Annotated in this window: 1 protein-coding gene; it reads right to left on the bottom strand. The window is 35.1% G+C overall.

Features of this window, described 5'->3' with window-relative positions; genetic code table 11:
- Nucleotides 1-633: 633 nt before the first annotated feature.
- Nucleotides 634-846, bottom strand: a complete 213-nt coding sequence (locus MUW74_RS03875) for a hypothetical protein (RefSeq protein ID WP_243553080.1) — start codon at nucleotides 844-846, stop codon at nucleotides 634-636.
- Nucleotides 847-1,165: the final 319 nt, after the last annotated feature.

Below are 1,165 nucleotides of genomic sequence, written 5' to 3'. Positions count from 1 at the left end.
TGAATGTGTATGAACTTCGCTTTCGCCATCAAACCTTGAACGTGCCGTGGTCTATGAAAGAATTTACACACCGTTGAATGTGTATTTGTCATTCAGACTATCGTATAAGATAAAGTATATATGTATCGTTTGCTTGATGTGGACCTCTTTTTTGGAGTATAATGATCTTTCTCTCTTCCTTTATCTTCACTTCAGGTATGACGCCCATATACATGGCCTTAGCCCATCAACAGTCCAAAATATAAGCATACACACGAAGAAAGTGATACGATTAGGCTTGAAAAATAAGCTTCACACAGTCGAATCATATACAATAATATGCATATTATTGACTCTTCCTTTTCACATTCTTGACAACATATTCTTGTTCGAATTATTTACGCTCTTATTCCATTCTTCAAATGGAACAGCAACTTATGCATTGAGAGAGAGAGAGAGAAAATCTTGACTTATGGGCGAAGGTGCCAATGTGTGTTGGTGAATCGTTTGGTAGAACTCAATGAACTGTTTTCATAGTACGAGTTTAACGTACTTTCACCCCAACTGAATTGTGTTTGAGAGCGGAAGAACAGTTAGTTTGATGACTATTCATCATTTCATCTTTCACCGGGAAGGAAACAGGCAAAGCATCAACTATTTCATATATATTGAATTATAATAATGATAATTCATGGATATGTATTGAACGAAAAGGTCATGAATGAAAAAGGAAGAAGAAGAAGAAGAAGAAGAAGAAGAAGAAGAAGAAGAAGTGAGAATGAATGAATGAATGATTGAGAAAGAGAGAGAAAAAAACATGAAAAATCGATAAGCATAGCTTGAAAAATGAAATAACTTGTTGCTCATGTTACATGGAAGGTGAAGAAAGAAAGAGAGATTGTTAAAAGTAAAGATTGAAGATGATATCCATCTCCAATGATCCATACACAGTCAATTGGGGTATATTCGACACGAATTATAACTACGCTCATGGAAGGTATCGATATTTTCATGACGGCTTCCAATTTTTTTTCCAATCCGATTTTCATGTGAAAAAGATGCATGCTGTACTCATTATATTGTGAAGGGAAATGAAATCATAGTCAAGAAGAACCTCTTCATCAAGTTTGTCAGAAAAATACGATTAATTCTTCCTCCTCTCATGGCTTTCTCTCTCTCTCTCTCT

It is taken from the genome of Candidatus Cardinium sp. cBcalN2, from assembly GCF_022810445.1.
Classification (GTDB): Bacteria; Bacteroidota; Bacteroidia; order Cytophagales; family Amoebophilaceae; genus Cardinium.
The sequence above is the reverse complement of the archived record's forward strand: the minus strand, read 5'-3'. Positions and strand labels throughout refer to the sequence as shown.

Excerpts from the sequence above, each read along its gene's own strand:
- MUW74_RS03875 (WP_243553080.1), bottom strand. The coding sequence starts at position 846 with ATGAGCAACAAGTTATTTCATTTTTCAAGCTATGCTTATCGATTTTTC.